Annotated in this window: 11 protein-coding genes; 8 read left to right on the forward strand and 3 right to left on the reverse strand. The window is 40.7% G+C overall.

Features of this window, described 5'->3' with window-relative positions; all coding sequences use genetic code 11:
• Positions 1–14: 14 nt before the first annotated feature.
• Entirely contained in the window at positions 15–2,150 is a 2,136-nt protein-coding gene (locus ESY88_RS14500; RefSeq protein ID WP_147087474.1) for a Tex family protein, read from the forward strand.
• A 2,079-nt stretch (positions 2,151–4,229) separates the two neighbouring features.
• Here the strand turns inward: ESY88_RS14500 and ESY88_RS14505 are convergent.
• Entirely contained in the window at positions 4,230–5,228 is a 999-nt protein-coding gene (locus ESY88_RS14505) for a calcium/sodium antiporter (RefSeq protein WP_223270839.1), read from the reverse strand.
• Positions 5,229–5,562: 334 nt separating this feature from the next.
• Between ESY88_RS14505 and ESY88_RS14510 the strand changes: the two genes are divergently transcribed.
• From ESY88_RS14510 to ESY88_RS14540, 7 genes are all read left to right on the forward strand, one after another.
• Entirely contained in the window at positions 5,563–6,516 is a 954-nt protein-coding gene (locus tag ESY88_RS14510; RefSeq protein ID WP_147087475.1) for a hypothetical protein, read from the forward strand.
• Positions 6,517–6,556: 40 nt separating this feature from the next.
• Positions 6,557–7,459: a histone deacetylase family protein gene (locus ESY88_RS14515; RefSeq protein WP_147087476.1), complete on the forward strand. Its 903-nt coding sequence runs from the start codon at positions 6,557–6,559 to the stop codon at positions 7,457–7,459.
• A 101-nt stretch (positions 7,460–7,560) separates the two neighbouring features.
• Positions 7,561–8,970 carry a T9SS type A sorting domain-containing protein gene (locus ESY88_RS14520; protein ID WP_147087477.1) on the forward strand — a complete coding sequence of 470 codons (1,410 nt, stop codon included), beginning with the start codon at positions 7,561–7,563 and terminating at the stop codon, positions 8,968–8,970.
• Between the two features lie 139 nt (positions 8,971–9,109).
• Positions 9,110–12,064: a SusC/RagA family TonB-linked outer membrane protein gene (locus ESY88_RS14525; RefSeq protein WP_223270840.1), complete on the forward strand. Its 2,955-nt coding sequence runs from the start codon at positions 9,110–9,112 to the stop codon at positions 12,062–12,064.
• A 1-nt stretch (position 12,065) separates the two neighbouring features.
• Positions 12,066–13,511, forward strand: a complete 1,446-nt coding sequence (locus ESY88_RS14530) for a RagB/SusD family nutrient uptake outer membrane protein (RefSeq protein ID WP_189702612.1) — start codon at positions 12,066–12,068, stop codon at positions 13,509–13,511.
• Positions 13,498–14,976 carry a Rossmann-fold NAD(P)-binding domain-containing protein gene (locus ESY88_RS14535; RefSeq protein ID WP_147087480.1) on the forward strand — a complete coding sequence of 493 codons (1,479 nt, stop codon included), beginning with the start codon at positions 13,498–13,500 and terminating at the stop codon, positions 14,974–14,976. The genes ESY88_RS14530 and ESY88_RS14535 overlap by 14 nt, the downstream gene beginning before the upstream one ends.
• Positions 14,976–16,139, forward strand: coding sequence for a cytochrome-c peroxidase (locus tag ESY88_RS14540; protein WP_147087481.1), 1,164 nt, complete (start codon positions 14,976–14,978; stop codon positions 16,137–16,139). The genes ESY88_RS14535 and ESY88_RS14540 overlap by 1 nt, the downstream gene beginning before the upstream one ends.
• Before the next feature lie 293 nt (positions 16,140–16,432).
• Here the strand turns inward: ESY88_RS14540 and ESY88_RS14545 are convergent, their stop codons facing one another.
• Together ESY88_RS14545 and ESY88_RS14550 are read right to left on the reverse strand one after the other, a co-directional pair.
• Complete coding sequence (locus ESY88_RS14545) at positions 16,433–16,777, reverse strand: DUF3024 domain-containing protein (protein ID WP_147087482.1); 345 nt, start codon at positions 16,775–16,777, stop codon at positions 16,433–16,435.
• A gap of 305 nt (positions 16,778–17,082) precedes the next feature.
• Entirely contained in the window at positions 17,083–19,665 is a 2,583-nt protein-coding gene (locus tag ESY88_RS14550; protein WP_147087483.1) for a phosphoenolpyruvate carboxylase, read from the reverse strand.
• Positions 19,666–20,356: the final 691 nt, after the last annotated feature.

The raw sequence follows: 20,356 nt of genomic DNA on the forward strand, positions 1-20,356 counted from the left end.
AATTGACCCATTGCATGCAACTCATCCCCTACATCATTTCCCAAACAAAACTGCCCGAAGCTTCAGTAAAAAACACGGTTAACTTATTAAACCAAGATTGCACGATTCCTTTCATTTCTCGTTATCGGAAGGAAGCCACAGGCAATTTGGATGAAGTTCAAATTGGCGACATCGTCAAATTCAAGGACGCCTTTGAAACTTTGGAAAAACGAAAACTCGCGATTCTAAAAGCATTAGAAGACCAAGAGGTTTTGACTGCAGACTTGAAAGCCAAGGTCAATGCCTGCCAAGACAGCACAACTCTGGAAGACCTTTACCTTCCGTATAAAAAAAGCAGACGAACCAAGGCCGAAACTGCGCGCAAAAACGGATTGGAGCCCTTGGCTAAAATCCTAATGTCACAATCGCGACATGTTGATGACAAAGGCCTTGCCACTATTGCGCAAGAATTCATCACTTCGGAAATCACTTCATTTGAAGATGCTTTAGAAGGCGCCAGACATATCATTGCTGAATGGGTCAATGAACGCAGCGACCTTAGAAATCAACTCCGAAACCAATTGCAGCGCCACGCCATGATTGCGACCAAAGTAATCAAAGCCAAAAAAGACGAGGAAAAGGCGCAAAAGTTTAGAGATTATTTTGAATGGGAAGAAGCGCTAAGCAGAATTCCCTCGCACCGACTGTTGGCCATTTTGAGAGCAGAAGCTGAAGGCTTTATCAGAGTCAAAATCGAAATTGATGCAGAACACGCCATCAACCGTATCGCCAGTCGCATCATAAAAACCCAGGATGCCTGTGCGCAACAAATTGAACTTGCCATAAGCGATGCCTACAAGCGACTGCTGTTTCCATCCTTGAGCAATGAAGCCTTGCAAAATGCCAAACAAAAAGCCGATGAAGCTGCCATTGCCATCTTTGCCAAAAACCTCAAGCAATTACTTTTGGGTTCGCCATTGGGTGAAAAACGCGTGTTGGCTATCGACCCAGGTTTCAAGAGCGGTTGCAAATTGGTGTGTTTGGATGAAAAAGGCGACCTCAAGCATAATGAAACCATTTATCCGCATCCCCCAAAAAACGACCAAACGGGCGCGATGAAGAAAATCAGTTTCTTAACCGAAGCCCACAACATAGAAGCCATAGCGATTGGAAACGGGACCGCTTCACGAGAAACTGAGGCGCTCATCAAACGCATGCGCTTCAAAAACGAGATTCAGGTATTTGTGGTTAGTGAAGCTGGTGCGAGTATTTATTCAGCCTCAAAAATTGCTCGGGACGAGTTTCCCAATTATGATGTGACGGTTAGAGGCTCTGTTTCCATTGGGCGACGATTGCAAGATCCCTTGGCAGAATTGGTGAAGATTGACGCCAAATCCATTGGTGTTGGTCAATACCAACACGATGTGGATCAGGCAAAGCTTCAGCATGAACTGGATGTGGTGGTGCAAAGTTGCGTGAATTCGGTAGGAGTGAACATCAATACCGCAAGTCATAGTTTGCTGAGTGCGGTCTCTGGTATTGGTCCGAAACTTGCCGAAAACATCGTCGCTTACAGAAGTGAATACGGTGCCTTCAGCAATAGAAAAGAAATCAAAAACGTGACCCGATTGGGCGAAAAAGCCTTTGAACAGGCTGCCGGTTTTTTGAGAATCAAAGCTTCAGCAAATCCCTTGGACGATTCTGCCGTACATCCAGAGAGTTATGCTATTGTTGAACAAATGGCCAAGGATGAAGGCGTCTCCCTTTCAGAATTGATTGGTAGCAAGTCTAAACTTCAGAATATTTCATTGCAAAAATACTGTACTGAAACCGTCGGGCTTTTAACGCTCAAGGATATTGTCAAGGAACTGGAAAAACCCGGACTGGACATTCGAGAACAGGCCAAAGTATTTAGTTTTGACCAGAACATCAGCACGATATCCGATTTACGAGTAGGACAATTGCTGCCTGGGATCGTCAATAATATTACCGCCTTTGGCTGCTTTGTGGATGTGGGCATCAAAGAAAGTGGATTGATACATATCTCCAACCTTTCCGATGGCTTTGTGAAAGATGTGAATGAACACGTGCATTTGCAGCAACAGATTATGGTTAAAATCTTGGAAGTGGATGAGAAGCGCAAACGGATTCAGTTAAAGTTGCAAGGATAGAACGCTGATAACGCTGATGGAACTGATTTTCACTGATTTTTCTCTTGATCTCTGAATCCTTCAGCAGCGCAAATCTGCAAAAACCGGCGTCATCTGTGTTCCATGAATCCCAATAGCACGCTGATAACGCTGATGGAACTGATTTTCACTGATTTTTCTCTTGATCTCTGAATCCTTCAGCAGCGCAAATCTGCAAAAATCTGTGTCATCTGTGTTCCATGAATCCCAATAGAACGCTGATAAGGCTGATGGAGCTGATTTTTAACTGATTTTTCTGTCGAACTTTAAATCCTTCAGCAACGCAAATCTGCAAAAATCTGCGTCATCTGTGTTCCATGAATCCCAATAGCACGCTGAAAACGCTGATGGAGCTGATTTTAACTGATTTTTCTCTTGATCTCTGAATCCTTCAGCAGCGCAAATCTGCAAAACCGGCGTCATCTGTGTTCCATGAATCCCAATAGCACGCTGATAACGCTGATGGAGCTGATTTTCACTGATTTTTATCTTGATTTCTGAATCCTTCAGCAGCGCAAATCTGCAAAAATCTGCGTCATCTGTGTTCCATAAATCCCAATAGCACGCTGATAAGGCTGATGGAGCTGATTTTCACTGATTTTCACTGATTTTTATCTTGATCTCTGAATCCTTCAGCAGCGCAAATCTGCAAAAACCGGCGTCATCTGTGTTCCATGAATCCCAATAGAACGCTGAAAACGCTGATGGAGCTGATTTTTCACTGATTTTTCTCTTAATCTGTGAATCCTTCAGCAGCGCAAATCTGTGTCATCTGTGTTCCATGAATCCCAATAGAACGCTGAAAACACTGATGGAGCTGATTTTCACTGATTTTTCTGTCGAACTGTAAATCCTTCAGCAGCGCACATCTGCAAAACCGGCGTCATCTGTATTCAATAAATACCAATAGCACGCTGATAAGGCTGATGGAACTGATTTTTACTGATTTTTCTGTCGAACTGTAAATCCTTCGGCAGCGTAAATCTGCAAAAATCTGCGTCATCTGTGTTCCATGAATCCCAATAGCACGCTGATAAGGCTGATGGAACTGATTGTCACTGATTTTTCTGTCGAACTGTAAATCCTTCAGCAGCGCAAATCTGCAAAACCGGCGTCATCTGTGTTCCATGAATCCCAATAGCACGCTGATGGAGCTGATTTTCACTGATTTTTCTCTTGACTTGTGAGTCCTTCAGCAGCGCAAATCTGCAAAAATCTGCGTCATCTGTGTTCCATAAATCCCAATAGGACGCTGATAACGCTGATGGAGCTGATTTTCACTGATTTTTCTCTTGACCTGTGAGTCCTTCGGCAGCGCAAATCTGCAAATATCTGTGTCATCTGTGTTCCATAAATCCCAATAGAACGCTGATAACGCTGATGGAGCTGATTTTCACTGATTTTTCTCTTGATCTCTGAATTCTTCAGCAGCGCAAATCTGCGTCATCTGTGTTCCATAAATCCCAATAGAACGCTGATAAGGCTGATGGAGCTGATTTTCACTGATTTTTATCTTGATCTCTGAATCCTTCAGCAGCGCAAATCTGCAAAATCTGCGGCATCTGTGTTCCATGAATCCCAATAGAACGCTGATAACGCTGATGGAGCTGATTTTCACTGATTTTCCTCTTGATCTCTGAATACTTCAGCAGCGCAAATCTGCAAAAATCGGCGTCATCTGTGTTCCATAAATCCCAATAGAACGCTGATAACGCTGATGGAGCTGATTTTCACTGATTTTTATCTTGATCTCTGAATCCTTCGGCAGCGCAAATCTGCAAAACCGGCGTCATCTGTGTTCCATAAATACCAATAGAACGCTGATAAGGCTGATGGAGCTGATTTTTCACTGATTTTTCTCTTGATCTGTGAATCCTTCAGCAGCGCAAATCTGCAAAAATCTGCGTCATCTGTGTTCCATGAATCCCAATAGCACGCTGATGGAGCTGATTTTCACTGATTTTTCTCTTGACCTGTGAATCCTTCAGCAGCGCAAATCTGCAAAAATCTGCGTCATCTGTGTTCCATGAATCCCAATAGCACGCTGATGGAGCTGAAGCTTTACAGTTCCTTACTGATGAGAAAAGTGGTGTACCCCACAAAAGTGATGAGCAAGATTGCAGATTCCCAGCGGTCCAAACGTTTCTTTTTGCCTGTGAACATGGCCAAGAACAAAAAGAGGGTGCCGCCCAACAACAGATAGATATCCATGTTGAAAATAGCACTGAAATTAATTGGATTCACCAAGGAGCTTACCGATAGAATGAGCAGAATGTTAAAAATATTGGAGCCAATGATATTTCCAATGGCAATGTCGGAGTTTTTCTTGAGCGCTGCCACCACAGATGTCATCAACTCTGGCAATGAAGTACCCGCCGCAATGATGGTAAGCCCAATTATTTTCTCACTCACACCCATGTCACTGGCAATGGCCACCGCATTATCCACGATCAACTTTCCGCCAACGATCAAGCCTAAAAGGCCTAATGCGATTAGCATCCAAATCTTTTTACTGGAAGCTTCCATTTTTGGGGTTTCAGTAACCTCAACATCTGCCCGCATTTGTTTGTAGATATAGTATAGAAACAGAAAAAACAAAAGCAGTAGAACCAGACCATCCACTCTAGACAGGCCTATGTTATCATAGAACAAGTACCCATTGGCAAGCAATAAAAACACAACAGCGGCAAGAAATGAAATTGGTATTTCACGCTGAACCGTGGAAGATTGCACTGTGATAGGATAAATGAGGCCCACCACACCCAGAATCAAAAAGAGGTTAAAGTTATTGCTTCCAATTACATTGCCCAAGACAATATCGGAATGCCCTTCAAAAGACGCCACGGTATTGACCACCAATTCTGGTGCCGAAGTGCCAAAGGCGACAATGGTTAAACCAATGGCCAAATCTGGAATGCGATGCTTTTTGGCCAGCATCGTAGAACCATTTACCATCCAATCGGCACCCTTGATCAAGAGCGCAAATCCTAAAACCACAAGACAAGCAGACAGAATCATATTACAAATAATTTCGGTCAAATGTAGATGATTTTTTGACATCACATCATTATTCAATGCGTCTCAAAGAAAATAATTTCGCATTGCCGCTGAGGTGCTTCTTTCGCAATTAAAGTAGCTTAGCGTTTTTGGTAAAAATGCCTATAGAGACCTGCGAACTTTCTTGAAAACAACAGTGCGTATATAAGCTAATATATTGAAAGGCATTTGAAAATCAATAAGCTCAGGGCAAGCCCACAAGGTATGGATTGAAAGATGTTCTTTGTATTTCGAGGCAAGCCTAGGGGAGTAAAACCCTCTGGAGGGATTTAATATTGGCTTAACCTGCTGTAAGTATAATCGGGTTAAATTCGCCAAATTATTTTCGCGATTACCTATGGAATTATTTTTAGGTTACCTTGGATTCATCATCTGCGCCTATGCAGTTATTGCCAATGATGTGATTCAAACTTTGGGCACATTCATGGCTTCCAACCATACATTAAAATGGTGGTGGCTATGGCTATTTGCAGTAAGCATTTTAGCGGCCACACTTGTTTATGGCTGGTACGTGCATAATGGCGACGTCACTTACGGGCGATTGACCCAAATCCCCTTGCCAGAAACGCTGGAATGGTGGTATCTATTGGCTCCCATTACCCTACTCATCATTACACGTTACGGCATACCGGTTAGCACCACCTTCATGATTTTGAGCGTTTTTTCTGCTGGACACATCATTGAAAAAATGATATTGAAATCGGTTTACGGGTATGCGCTTGCCTTTGTGTTTTCCATTTTGATTTATATACTTATCTCTAAAAAGCTGGAATCAAAATTCGCTTTGGAAAAATTGGACAAAGCCGCACGAAAGCATTATTGGCTCATTGCACAATGGATTTCCACAGGGTTTCTATGGTCGCAATGGCTCATCCAGGATTTCGCCAATATTTTCGTGTTTTTACCCCGAAAATTGGATGTTTTGAGCTTAATATTGTCTTTGGCGATCATCTTTGTGATCATGGCTTATATTTTCAAAAAACGCGGTGGGAAGATTCAGGAAATCGTCAATCAAAAGTCAAATACCAAAAACATTCGATCTGCGACCATCATTGATTTGATTTATGGGATTTTCTTGTTTATTTTTGGTAACCTAGACGCCGTACCCATGAGTACCACTTGGGTATTTATTGGGATTTTGGCTGGTCGCGAATTGGCGATGAGCTATTTGCTGAATAAAGAAAAAATGGAACCAACCTATATCATCATCGCCAAGGATTTGGCAAAAGTCAATCTCGGTCTCATTATAAGTGTGGTCATAGCGTTTAGCATCCAATTTTTCAAACAATAATAATCAAAGTGATTGATCAAGGTCACTAAGGAGCCCATACATGCTGAAAATTGCCTTTCATCCCATCTACAAACATTCCTTACCAGAAGGCCACCGTTTCCCTATGCTGAAGTACGAGCTACTGCCAGAACAATTGGTTTATGAAGGCACCTGTACCGAAGCGAATTTCTTTGAGCCCGAAATTCCTGACGATTCACACATCTTAAGAGTGCACACTGAAGCTTACTACCAAGACTTGAATCAATTGACCTTAGACAAACGCGCTGCCCGAAAACTGGGATTTCCTTTGAGTGCAGATTTGGTAAAACGCGAGATCATCATAGCCGATGGCACGATGAAAGCCAGTGAATTTGCATTAAAAAACGGGATTGCCATGAACATCGCTGGCGGCACTCACCACGCCTATTCCGATCATGGGGAGGCTTTCTGTTTGCTCAACGATCAAGCGATTGGCGCACGTTACCTTCAGCATAAAAAGCTAGCCGAGAAAATCCTGATAGTCGATCTCGATGTACATCAAGGCAATGGCACTGCCGAAATTTTTGCAAATGACCCTTCCGTATTCACCTTTTCGATGCACGGCAAGGGCAATTATCCGTTTAAAAAGGAAGTGAGCGATTTAGACATTGCTCTAGAAAATGATGCCGATGACGCCACTTATCTCAAGCTCCTCTATGAAACCCTTCCGAAGTTAATCAAAACAGAGCGTCCCGATTTTATATACTATTTATGTGGCGTGGATGTGGTGGCATCAGACAAGTTAGGCCGATTGGGCCTAAGCCTTGAAGGCTGCAAGGAACGCGACCGTTTTGTCTTGCAAAGTTGTAAAGACGCAAAAATACCGGTCATGTGCAGCATGGGTGGCGGATATTCCCCAGATATCAAAATCATTCTTGAGGCCCATGCCAATACGTTTCGTGTGGCTCAGGATTTGTTTTCGTAGTTATTTCGGTAAGATTTTCACCTAAAAACATCCTCAAAAGAAACAATATCCCCTATATTTGCTTTATTATTTAGAATCATTATTAATAAAAATAGAATAACATGAAGAAATTTTACATCTTACTATTACCAATATTATGTGCTCAAATAGGATGGGCGCAAATAGAACAGGTATTTGATATCAATGAGGGGGAAGGAAACTCTTCACCAAATAACTTATTTGTTTTTGGCTCGGCCATTTATTTTGGCGCTGACGATTCTGGCGGAACCAATTCTCCTGGAGATGAAGATTTGGGAAGGGAACTATGGAAAAGTGATGGTACGGCAGCAGGCACCTCTTTTGTGTCTAATTTAAGAACTGGTGATGCCGGTTCTAGTCCTGGAAACTTTTTTGAATATAATGGATCCCTATATTTCTCGGCAAATTCTGGATCAGGTAGTGTGTTGTTTTCATCAGACGGTACCACAGCCGGTACTGCTGCCACTGGTGACGGTTTCGTATTTAACCCAACACCCTTGGATGGTCTAATCTATTTTGTGGATACGACAACAGGTAACAGCTTAAACCAATTTAACGGAACCTCTTCCGCTTTAGTTGCTGGATCGGGTTCTGAAAGTCTTATTGGAGCCACGATGATTGCTTATCAAGACAAAATATTTTGTTATATGGATGAAGCTACAGATGAACCAACGATTGGCAGGGAACTTTACGCCTATGACCCTGCAATAGATAGTTTCAACTTAATCAAGGATATTACTGAAAGCAATGAAGATTCAGGGATTAGTAATTTTACAATTTTAGGAACAAATCTTTATTTTGAAGCTTTGGGAAAGTTATGGAAAACTGATGGTACAACCGCTGGAACTCTTGCAGTGGCTGCAGCTGAAGCCGAAGGGATCGATGCTATTAACAATTTTTACGCATGGAACGGAAAATTATTTTTTGAGGGCGACAATGGGTCAGACGATCAGTTATGGATTTACGACCCTACCTTAGATACTGTGACTAATGTTAGCAATGTCACGGGTAATCACGATCCTTCCGACTTTGCCCCGCTTGGCGATTTTTTATACTATTCTGGCAAAGTTGAAGGTGATACAGAGAGCTATTTATTTCGAACAGATGGTGCTATTACCGTAAGATTAGACAGTGATATCTTTGGCATAGATGACATTGTGGCATTAGACGGGGTATTATACTTTGAAGCAGAAAATACTGTTATAGGAAGAGAGCTTTTCAAACTAGACCCTACAACCTTAACTGTTTCAAACGCTATAGTCTTAGCTAAGTCCGTTTCAATTTACCCAAATCCTGCAACTTCAGTATTGAACTTAAAATCTGCCTCTAATTTTGATTTCAAATACAGCATAATCGATATAAATGGAAGAGAGTTACAGTCTGGAAATGTCGTGAACAAACAAATTTCAATAGATTTGGCTACAGGCTTGTATATTTTACAACTTAAGGCGGAGAAACAGCCTTTAGTTCTGAAAAAAATCATCATAGAGTAACGAAATAGAATTTATTATAAATTTCACAAAACTTCGTTGTTCCTATCAGAATGACGAAGTTAATTTTTTTATGGCAAAAATCGGTTTTATAATCCTATTGTTGTTTAGTGTATCCTTTGGGTTTTCGCAAAATCAGCGAATGATTTCGGGAGTGGTCAAAAGTGCTTCAGAAAATTTTCCCCTGGCAGGAGCGACCCTAATTATCAAAGGTACAGGCAAAGGTGCGGTCACTAACATTGAAGGGGAGTTCAAGTATTTAGTCAATAGCAAGTACGCCATAGAAAAGGTGGTACTTGAAGTCTCTTATTTAGGGTTTATTTCAAAAACTGTCACTTTGGGCAAGCAGTCATATTTTGAGATTTATCTAGAGGAAGATATTTCGTCTTTGGATGAAATAGTCATTACCTCCTCCTATGGTACAAAAAAACTAAAACAAGAAGTTGTGGGAAGCGTCGCCAGCATAACAGCAGATCAATTGATTACCGAGCAACCTGCCAACACGTTTGACGAACTTTTAGAAGGTCAATTAGCAGGCGTATATATAGAAACCAATCCACGATTGGGCGAAGAAATATCAATAAACATTAGAGGTCAAGGATCACTAACACCATTAAATGCAAATGTTGTAGGCACATCTACACAACCTTTGATTATTGTAGACGGCATTATTCTCTCTGAAGAAGTGGGTATTGATGGAAGTGACTTTTTTGATGTTGGTACTGGAAATCTTTCAGAAAACATTTTGAATCCTTTGGCGAGGGTGGGTATTCAAGATATTCAAAGTTTCGATGTGCTCAAAGATGCAGCTGCGGTTGGGCTTTATGGAGCCGATGCCGCCAATGGTGTGATTATAATTACAACCAAATCGGGAAAAAAAGGGAAGTTAAGAGTCAATGCTTCAGTACAATCTGGGATTAGCGAACCCATCAATCAGTTCCAATTTTTAAATGGCGAGTCATTTCAAAGAATACAGAACATTTACAATACCAACAACGGTGATCTCAATAATGTTCAATCTTGGAATGGGGTGAATACAGACTGGTTTTCACTGCTCAATCGTGCAGGGATTTTCAACCGTTATGGTCTAGGTGTATCGGGTGGCACCGAGCATTGGAGCTATCGTGCCAATGCCAATTACCAAATAAACAAGGAGTCGCAAGTCAACAATCAATTTGAAAAACTGAATACCACTCTTGCATTAGATTATCGAAAAAAGGATTTTACAGCATCCTTACGATTTTCGCCTTCCTTGACAGTCAAAAATGACCCCAATACTTTATATGCTTTTGCAATAGCACCAAACATTCCGGTTTATGATGCTAATGGCGTTTACACCAATTTTGAAACCTTCGGAAACCCTTTAGCTGTGGCCGAACAGAACATTTCAGAGTCAAAAACCTTTGCGATTTTGAACAGTATCAACATGAATTATCAATTAACAGATGATTTAAGACTCACGACGCTTTTCGGTATCGACTATTCAGAAAAGGACGAAGACAAATTGTTTTCGGGTCTCAATGGTTCCGGACAGTTTAATGATGGCACCTTAGGCAGGCGGGTTCAAAGGGAGCGCAACACCAAACGCTGGAATTGGAGTGCGAATTTATTCTACAATAAAACATTCGGTAAAGCCCATTATTTTGACGCACTTTTAGGTATGGAAACCCGACAAGAAAAAGTAGATTTCTCCTATGCCTTAGGAAATGGCTTTGATATATTGGAAAACGCCCAGCCCATTGCTTCTGCAGAGAGACAGAATTTTAGGTTTGATAGCTCTGAAACAACGGGACGCTCAGTATTCTCCCAACTTAATTATGACTTTAAAAAGACCTATTTCTTGTTAGCCAATTTCAGGGTAGACCAAAGTTCAGCCTTTGGCAGCGATAATGATACCGCATTAAATGGCGGTTTTGGTGCCAGCTGGATAATTAGCAATGAAAACTTTTTCTCAAAAAACATCAAAAATCCAGTCGATTTTTTAAGACTTCGCGTGAGTTATGGTTCCACAGGAAATTCTAGAATTGGCTCCTATCGTGCACTGGGTCTTTACACCGTTGACAACAATGACGATGGTAACGGTTACAACGGCAATAATTTTGCAAATGCAAGTTCTGCACCCAATCCCAATCTCGGCTGGGAGCGCAACAACAAATTCAATATTGGGCTTGATGTGAATGCTTTTAATAGGTTCAAAATCACTGCGGAAATCTTTAGGGATGATATCAAAGACCTTATCGTAAGCCGAAGCGTCATCCCAGAATCTGGCTACACCAACGTGCAAATCAATGGCGCTGCAATGTACAATCAAGGTGTTGAGTTTTCGCTGCAGGCCGATTGGCTGAAAACCTCCAAATTTAAATGGCAGTCTAATGTAAACATTTCAAAAATAGAGAATGAGATTACCGCTTTAAAGGGTTTGGGATCAAACACATCATCTGCCGAAGTCGCCAGAGCACAGCAAATTGGATATGCAACAAGCACGTATTGGGGATTCGACTTTATAGGGATTGATCCAGCAACCGGTCGAGAGCTTTATAATGTAGATGGTTCTATCTATGATGGCAGTTATGTAGCAGCAAACTTTACTCCTGCCGATTGGCAGCCGATTGGCAATTCCCAACCCGATTTTTTTGGAGGCCTACGTAACAGTTTTAGTTACAAAGGCATTAATCTCAACATGATATTTTCCTTTGCTTATGGCCAAGATGCTTTGATAGACCGTGTGCTTTTAGACAATTATCGCGTCCTGACCAACCGTAATCTAAGCATTAACGTGCTAGACGAAGCTTGGCAACAGCAAGGCGATTTAGCAAGTTTTCCTGTCATTTCAAATTCCAATCGCATCATTTCAAATTCGTCAAAATACCTGTATGATGCGTCACACATTAAGCTAAAAGCGATCAATCTTAGTTATGATTTACCAGCAAGCCTAATGAAAATTCCGTTTGAGGCCTTATCCGTTTTCGTGAATGGCAGCAATTTAGTGTATTGGTACAAACATAAAAGCCCGAAAAACAAAAACGGAATTGCCGAATTCAAGAGCGTATATCCAGAAATGAGAACCTTTTCATTAGGTTTAAATGCATCGTTTTAATATGAAGACATCCATTTTTTATATCGTATTTTTTAGCTTAAGCCTTTTGGCCTGCAGTGATTTTTTGGAGATTGAGCCCGATGTGCAAGTGTCTATTGAAGAGCAACTCTCTACAAAAGCAGGCGTTTTAGAAGCTTACAGTGGTATTTATAAGGATATTGAAACCTTAACTTCTTCTAATTATGCGTTATATGGAGAAGTACTTGGCGGCAATATCGCCTTTACTCCGGCGTCCTCAACTGGTCAAGTTTCAGTGTTTTCTCAGATCGAAACGACCTATAATTTTGAAGCAACCCAGTTTACAGTAGATTTTGAAAGCTATTATCTAGCGTGCTACGAAATCATCAACCAAAGCAATCTGCTGTTGGAACGTTCAGATGGTTTTACCTTTTTTGATTCGGAAGGATTAAACCAACTAAAAGCAGAATTGTTGACCATTCGGGCCTTTGCCCATTATCAAGTATCCTTGCTATTTGCTCAAAATTATAATTTCACTCCAAATGCTTCGCATTTAGGTGTTGTCTACAATACCGAAACGCTTACGGCAGGTGAGGATTTTCCAGCCAGAAAAACCATGGCCGAAACCTATAGCCTTATCAAAACCGACTTGAACGATGCCTTGAATTTGCATGGTAATACACAATTATTATCGGGGCCTTCTTTTTCCTACTTCAATGTTCTAACCACGAAAGCCTTGTATGCCAGAGTCGCTTTGCAAATGAATGATTGGGACACTGCAAGAAGCTTTGCAGACGATATCATCGATAATTCTGGAATTGCATTGATGAGCAGCGAGACCTACGTACAGGAATGGGAACAGGAGGTCGCTCCAGTGAGTGAGGTTATACTTGAGTTTACGGCACCACGAAATTCTGATGGCAGCGTAAGTTCTTCTGTTTCGGAGTTCTTTAGCAGTAATCAAAACTCAAACATCGCTAAAAACTCGGCTTCAGGTGATCTTATTGATTTATATACTGATGATGACATAAGGCGCAGCATGTTTATTCAACAAGACATTAACACCAATGTCAACGGGGTCATTACACCTAAGACCTATTATTTCACAAAGAAATTTCAAAACGATGCTGGCACCACAGTCATACGTTTGTCTGAACTTTATTTAATTCGTGCAGAAGCCAACGCCCGCCTGGGAAGCCTTGAGCAAGCGCTCAATGATTTAAATACTGTGAGAACCCGAGCTAATCTCGAAGCAATAACCAATACCAGCAATCTACTCCAGGAAATTTTCATTGAAAGACGTCTCGAATTGGCTTTCGAAAACATGTTATTTTTTGACATCTTGCGTTATAAAAAAGATGTGTTTCGCGATCAGGATTGTATATCTAATTTGTGCGATGTGGCATATCCGTCTCCATTTTTTATTCAACCCATTCCGTTTTTCAGTATTTCGTTGAACCAAAACATCCAACAAAATGAAGGCTACTAAATTTTTTTTACTTTGCATGATCACTTTGGCTTTGACAGCCTGTTCCAAAGAAGAGAATAAACGTTTCTCCAATGCTGATGGGCCGTTTGTACGCTTCTTTTTATTGGTAAACAACAACAATGAAGCTTTAGAATTTCCTGAAATCAATGGTGGTCTCCAGCCCGTTTCGGTATTTGATAAGACCGATATTAAAATACTCAAAATTCCAGTTGCACTCACTTACGAAGCACTTTCTGAAAACATCACAGTTAATTTTGAAAGCACAAGTTCTATCAATATGAGCAACTTCAATATAAGCCCAAACAATCTAAGCTTCACACCAGAACGTTTGATCGATACCATTTATGTTGGTTTTAATGAGCGTTGGAATCCAAATGCAAATACGGAACTCAATTTTAGGTTAACCAACGTGAGCGATCAAAACATCCAGATTGGGATGCCAAATAACGATGCCAGTAATGAAACACTTTTGGTCACTTTAGGCGAAGTCAACCCCACTTATTTATTTGAGACTCCAAACCAACAAGAAATTATTGGCACTAATGGTGAAGTCATTAATTTTTCAGTTCTTTTTCCAAAAGGCTATTTGCCTTCAGAACTTGAGAATTTCAATCTAATAGAAGCCATAAACAGTGACTTTAATTACACTCTGGAGCGTCTGCCTTTAACAAATACCAGCACGATTGACTATAAACTCACGCTCAACGAAGCCATTACAATAGATGAATTGGAATTTAGTGCTCAATTTAAACTTGCCGATTTAAGTGGCTATACTCTTAGCGGAAGCAGTACTTACTCCATTAAAAAACCTATTGTGATCGACCGTGATTTGAGCGTGTTCACTGCCAATAACTTCTACGATCTATCTGATCCGTTCTACAGAACCTTCGGTGAGAATTGGATTGACAACAGTGACGATGGGGTTTGCGAATGGCGCAGTTTCAATGCCTTTACCTTCCCTGTAGTTGTGACGGCCGATAATCCCAACGCGGTTTTGTATGATGATATGGGCAATAGCGATTCTTCAGACGATATTTACCACCATGCATTCAGAATTGGCTTTGTTTCTCCCAACGATGGCAATACAACAAATTCTTTCAATCTCAAACGTTGGTTCAACAATGAAGCCTCCAACAGCAGCAACTCCCCTGGATTCAATATTCCACAAGCTTTAGAATTTTTCCCAACCAATGGCAACAGCAGCAGCGACGGCTTTGTAAAAGTCATTGAACAAGACCTTAGTATTTCCAGTCTAGAAGGCGCTTCTTATGTGATTAGCATTTCGGGAAGCGGAACTTACACCGAAATTGCGACAGGAATCTTTGAAATTCAACTAGAACTTAATACCTTTAACCTAGAATTATTTGGTGGTACGCGCACCGTGTATTATCATATCTATAATACTAATGAATATGAAGAACTTGAACCAATAAGCGAATCTTGTTTTGCCCCAATAGATTTATAATGAACGTCTTTACACTTCTCAAATATGGTCTTTTCGTCTTCAGTTGCTGCTTTCTTCTTAATTGCAAAGTAGACGCTAAGAGTGAGTATGTGTCGATTTCCATATCTAATCTAAGAGCACAATATGCACAAGCAGATACCAAAAAATGGCCAGAGCCTGAATTGGATAGCCTTGTAGACCGCTCTAAATTTGAGGATTTGGGCGTTTTGCCAGAAGTGGAGTATCCTAATGACAATCCCTTTTCCGAAGAAAAAAAGCAATTGGGGAAATTGCTTTTCTTTGACGCCCGTTTATCTGAAAGTAAGCAGATTGCCTGTGCGAACTGCCACAACCCTGAATTGGCCTGGACCGATAATATCACGCGGTCTTTAGGTCACGAACGGCAAGAAAACACACGTAATGCCATGAGTATAATGAACGTGGCATTCGCTAAACGTCTTTTTTGGGATGGAAGAGCTGAAAGTTTGGAGCATCAGGCCTCCTTCCCTATTTCAGATCCTGTTGAAATGAATACCCATAGCACCGTTACCCTAGAAAATATAGCGAATATTGATGGATACAAACCCTTATTTACCGAAGCTTTTGGCGATGCTCAAGTCACTTTAGACCGTGTCTTAAAAGCTATTGCGACCTTTGAACGCAGTTTGGTAAGTCGAAATAGTAAGTTTGACAAATTTGTAAGCGGTAAAGCAGAAGCCTTTACCGATCAGGAAGTCCTGGGGTTGCATTTGTTTAGAACCAAAGCACGTTGCATTAATTGCCATAATACGCCCTATTTTAGTGACAACCTCTTCCATAATGATGGCCAAGCATTATTTGGTACCAATGATGAAGATTTCGGACTTTACAATCACACAAATAAACTTGAGGATTTGGGTAAATTTAGAACCCCAAGTTTGAGAGAAGTTGCCATGACAGGACCTTGGATGCACCACGGTCATTTTCCGTCGCTATTGGACGTCGTGGAATACTATAATTTAGGCAACCCTGCACCAATTCAAAAGAAATATTTAGGCACTACAAGAGACTCGTTGATTCCGACCACGTCACCTATGCTTGAAAAATTAGAATTGAATAAAACGGAAGTGGAAGCAATCATTGCTTTCTTGGAGACACTTTCTACAAAAACCCAACGAGTCAATTTGGTCAACATGCCTGAGTGATCTTTTTAGCCTTCTTGAATAGTAGTGTTACCTCGTTTTATAAAGCTATACGCCGTATCATGTGAAATTAGTCTTCACAGTTGCAATTACCTATCTTATGTCTCTATGAAATAGACTTTCAAAACTACTTTAAATTTTTTTTGAATTAGGTGCCAATAATCTATTTAGCTCAGGATTTTTTTTTTTGAGTGCCACAGCTTCCCCGTGTTTACATAGGTGAATTAATGATAAAGGAATGCTCTTGGTATTGCTTGAGAGCAAAGCAGTTTTTTGCTATTGCCCGTTTATTGAAATCAGCCAAAAAAACAGCCGTGCTTATCTTCTTTTAAAGTATCCACAATTTTTTCCAAGTGGGTAGATTTTGGGAACGGTTCGTAAAGCTCCCATTTCCCGCTCGCCCGCATCCAGAACAAATGCCATTCTTGTTTGGATTTATAATATCTTATTTTGGCAAACTCAAGCTGCTGGATTTCTTTTGGATCATCCCATGCAGGTCGAATTTCAAATAAAATGGCGACTTTCCCGTCGTAAGAAAAGCCAAAGTCTAATTGTGCTCGTATTTCGGGTTTATCTGGTCGCAAGGAATCCACGTAATTTTTTATGGTGGATTCATTGATATCAATGGTTTTGGTTGTCATTTAAGTTCAATTTTGAAAGATTTCGTACAGTATCCCTGTAGGTGATGCGTTTATTTTTGCTCGTACTAAAGTAGCAACTAAGAATGCTTCAAAACATTGGCTTGTTTTCAAATTTTCGGGTTACTGCTTCCTTTATTCTAAAGCGCCCGAGCGCCAAATTTTTTTCAAAATTAAGCATAATCCAGGCTAAATCGATCCTTTTGGCCTACAGATTCAGGATCCTTATGTTTTCCGATTGACTGTGTTTTGTTTTAAATCCTTCAGCATGTATTCTGATACCACACTTGAAGAACGATCCAACAACATCAAGCCGAATTCCTACTCGCATTGATATTCCCAAAAAGCGAGCGGGTCACGATCTTCTCATAGATATCAATTTGCTCTTGGTCCCTTACCTCGGCACGCTCCAATTCCTGAATTTTCTTCAAGGCATATTGCTGTATGGTCAACAATGGCAAAACAATGGATTCCCGTACATCAATCGAGGCCTTTCCTGTTGGCTCTTCCTGCATCAAAACCTCAGCGTCTGTAAGTTTCAATAGCAAGCGTTTTGAAGTTTCATATTCATTGTGGATGATGTTCCAGAAATCACCAAACTCCTCATCATCGGCCATATACTTGGTCAAATCGAAAAAGGATTTGGACAAGGACATCATGCTGTTTTCCACCAAAGTCTTAAAGAAGTTGGAGCTTTCATACAAATGCTTCACTTTCTCAAACTCGTCATTGTCCTCATAATGTTTGAGTGCTGTGCCAACGCCAAAAAATCCTGGTACGTTTTGTTTCAGTTGGCTCCAGCTGCCCACAAATGGGATGGCTCTCAAGTCTTCAAACACCAACTTATCAGAATTACCGCGTTTTGACGGTCGGCTGCCAATATTCGTTTTGGCATAATATTTTAAAGTACTCATGCGCTCCAAATAAGGCACAAACATTTTATGGCTCTTAAAGTCGGAATAGGTTTTATAACTCAATTGCGCCAAATCCTCCATCACTTCAGTGTTTTCTTTAGACATTGCAGTGTTGGTGTCATTCAAGCGGTTTAAAATACCCGAGGAAATCAATTGCTCCAAATTGTATTGTGAAGAATCCATTGTGCCAAAATTGGAACTAATGGTTTGCCCTTGAATGGTCAATTGCACTTCTTTATCTTCAATGGTTGGGCCCAAGGAGGCATAAAACTGGTGGGTTTTACCACCACCTCGCGCTGGAGGGCCACCACGACCGTCAAAGAAAATAACGGTCACGTCATATTTTCTAGAGACTGCTGTCAAGCGCTCCTTAGCTTTGAAAATACCCCAATTGGCCATTAAATAGCCACCATCTTTGGTACCGTCACTAAAACCCAACATAATGGTTTGTTTGTTGCCGCGTTTCTTGAGATGTGCAGCGTAATGCGAATTGGTATATAACTCCTCCATCACTGCTGGCGCGTTTTCAAGATCAACAATGGTCTCAAACAAAGGCCCAATGTCTACCGTAAGGTCATCTTCAAAAGCCACAATCTTAAGCATGGCAAAAAGTTGCATCACGTGCAAAGTCGATTGATTGTTACTGATGATGTAACGATTGGCGGCTTTTTCGCCATTTTCCTGCTGAATGGTTTTTATGGCTTTCATGGAATTGAGTGTCTTCAACACCATTTCATCTTCAAAAAGAGATATATCAATAGTCCCTTTTATTGCTGAAAGGGTTTTGATTTGTTCAGCTTCGGAAAGGGTTTGGTAATCTTTTGGAAACACCTCACTGCCGGAAGCAATCACTTTATCAACCACCGTATTGAAAACCGCGGCATGTGCACGACTGTCTTGGCGAATGTCCAATGCTCCAAAATGGAAACCGAATAAACGCGTTTTGTTGAGCAAACTATTGATTTGCTCGAGATATAAAGATTGATGATCTTTAATGATCGTGGCTTTTATCGCTCCCAACTCCATCACAAAATGCTCTAAGGTAATGCTTTCCTTTCCTGGGAAAACAAAGGCATCATAAAGTCCCGTTTCTAATGCCGACAAGCGTTCCTCAACCCCTTTGAAGGTTAGTTTACGCTTGAGACGACGAATGTCCCGGTAGTAATTTTTGAGTATGGATTCTCTCAATCTAGCGGCTACTTTAAGCGTGGTTTCTGGCGTTACGTATGGGTTTCCGTCGCGGTCACCTCCTGGCCAAAAGCCAATATTGATGATGTCGTTATCAATGTGTTGGCCTTCAAAAATATTTTGCTGAATGTAATCGTAAATACTTCCGAAGGAAAAATAAAACACATGCTCCAAATACCAAATCAAACTAACTGCCTCATCGTAAGGCGTCGGTTTTTCATGCTTAAAAAATGGTGTTTTGCCCAACTGTGCCAATAAATCATTGATGGTCAACAAATCATTGGCCTTGATGGCTGCGGTTAAATCGGTAATAATGCCGAGCACGCTGCCAGGATAAAATTGGGTGGGATGCGCTGTGAGCACGATGCGCACCTTAAATTCCTTAAGATATTGCTGAAGTTCCTGCAATTTGTTTTCAGAAGAAGCAGATTCTGTAAGACTCCTCAACGTACCTACTCCATCCATATTATTTACAATGGGAAATGCAGCGTCCTCAATGGCATCAAAAAGCACCACTTGCCGCTCGATGTATTGGATAAAGCGGAAGAGTAAGTTTGTTTGGCTTTCCTTACTGCGTCGCGCTTGGTATTTCTTGAAAAACGTTTCAACTATGGTCGTGGGATTGTCGCCATCTTGGAAGCCTTTTTTACAAGTTTCGTGAAATAGTGGCAATAAAACGCCGGTTTTAGTAATGGAATCAAAAGGCAAGGTCATGAATATACTGTTGTAGATCTGGTATTTTGACAGTACGTTTTGATTGAATCGCGTGAGTTTTGGCTGTGTTGGCATAATTTTACTTGTCGGTTTATATTCGTTTTATATGTCGTTTAAATCAAGTGATGATTTAGCGGATTCCTCTTTTTTTCATTGCCGAAAAAATAGAGACTTCAGAAAACGCAGGCTTAAGAACATTCAACTCGGTGGAAATAACTCCATTGTGAGTAAGCATTAAAAAAACGGCCATTTTCCCAGCTATAAAAAATCAACATGCAATCATTTGATTTTTATAAAGATAATGAAGGAAATGTATTTTATTGAATGAACTCAGCTATTTAGTAAATATTTAAAGTTTTACGTATATGGGCAAACAGTACTAAAAGTTAATTTTAATATCCCACGGCCGAATATGCCTTTGCCCCTCCCGATAGCTATCGGGACTAAAGAGTGGTCATATTCTCAAATTTTAGACTCATTCTAAAATTTTTGCTTGAGCCGCGGCTAATGGGGGAAACAAAAATTTTTGCGTTTTTAAGTTTAGAACATCCATTAGGACGCAAAGCGGCTATGCATAAAAGTTTTTCCAGTTTTTTAGTGATTATGTGTTTTTTAAACGGTTTCACTGGCTTAATTAGCAATCACCAAAATAATGGTTGCTGGCCTATGACAGGCAAAATGGCAATACAATTTTGAGCTTAACGCTTGAGATCAATTCTTACTTAAAATCACTTTTTACAGCTTATAATTGTTTTTAACTTTTTAT

The sequence above is a fragment of the Subsaximicrobium wynnwilliamsii genome, assembly GCF_007997225.1.
Taxonomy (GTDB): Bacteria; Bacteroidota; Bacteroidia; order Flavobacteriales; family Flavobacteriaceae; genus Psychroserpens; species Psychroserpens wynnwilliamsii.